This is a genomic window from Olsenella phocaeensis (genome assembly GCF_900120385.1).
GTDB lineage: Bacteria > Actinomycetota > Coriobacteriia > Coriobacteriales > Atopobiaceae > Olsenella_I > Olsenella_I phocaeensis.
The window spans coordinates 514,021-515,200 of the sequence record NZ_LT635494.1; the positions used below are offsets into that span (position 1 = coordinate 514,021).

Genomic DNA, 1,180 nt, shown 5'->3' on the forward strand with positions numbered 1-1,180 from the left:
CCTGCGTCCCGGAGCCGCATACGCCGGTCGAGGCCAGGGAGGCCGGGACCAAGGCGCGCGCCCTCGCAGGGAGGCCGCGGACGAGGGCCTCATCATGGGCGTCCCCGCGCGCTTCATGGGGCCGCGCCTGGTGTTCGTGGCCTGCGTCCTTGGACTCGTCGCCTTCGGCCTGGTCATGGTCTTCTCGTCCTCGTCCATCCTCAACCTCATATCCGACGACGCGGGCAACAACCCCGCCTACTACCTGACCAGGCAGGCGGGCTTCGCTCTCGTGGGAGTCGTGGGCGCGTACGCCCTCTACCGCATCGACTACCACGCGCTGACGCACCGGATCGGCCCCGCCATCTGGGCGGGCACCGTGCTGGCGCTCCTCCTGATCTTTCTGCCCGTCGCGGGCCAGGACGCCTATGGCGCCACGCGCTGGATCGCCGTGGGGCCCCTGCACTTCCAGCCCTCGGAGTTCGCCAAGATCACGGTGGTGCTCGCCGCCGCGGAGCTCCTGGACGAGTTCCGTCGCACGGGCGGCAGCTTCGAGCCGGGCTTCCTGGCCAGGGCGGCGGTGGTCCTGGGCGTGCCCCTGCTGCTCATCGTGCTCCAGCCCGACAAGGGCAGCACCATGGTCTGCGCCGTGACCGTCCTGGTCATGGCCTACCTCGCGGGCATCGACTGGAGGTTCTGCGCCGGTGCCGTCGCCCTGGGCTTCCTGGGCTTCCTGCTCCTCTCGCTCAAGGACGGCTACTCCCGCGCGCGCATCCTCACCATGCTCGACCCCTGGCGCGACCCCTATGGGGACGGCTACCAGCTCATCCAGGGCTTCTATGCCTTCGGCTCGGGCGGGCTCTTCGGCGTGGGCATAGGCATGGGGCGCGCCAAGTACTCCTACCTGCCCTTCCCCTACAACGACTTCATCTTCGCCATGGTGGGCGAGGAGTGCGGGCTCCTGGGCGCCCTGGGGCTCGTGGCGGCCTTCGGCCTCCTGCTCTGGTGCGGCTACCGCATCGCGCGCTACGCCCCCGACCTCACCGGCCGGCTCGTCGCCGCCGGCTGCTCGACCCTCATCTTCGCGCAGATGCTGCTCAACGTGAGCGGCGTCGTGGGGGCCTTCCCGCTCTCGGGCAAGCCCATCCCCTTCGTCTCGTACGGTGGCTCGTCGATCATGGCGAGCCTCATGCTGGCGGGG

General features: G+C 70.2%; 1 protein-coding gene. It reads left to right on the forward strand.

Annotated elements, in window-relative coordinates:
- Positions 1–94 precede the first annotated feature (94 nt).
- Positions 95–1,180: FtsW/RodA/SpoVE family cell cycle protein (locus tag BQ7388_RS02395; protein ID WP_072499694.1), on the forward strand; the 1,086-nt coding region annotated here is incomplete at its 3' end.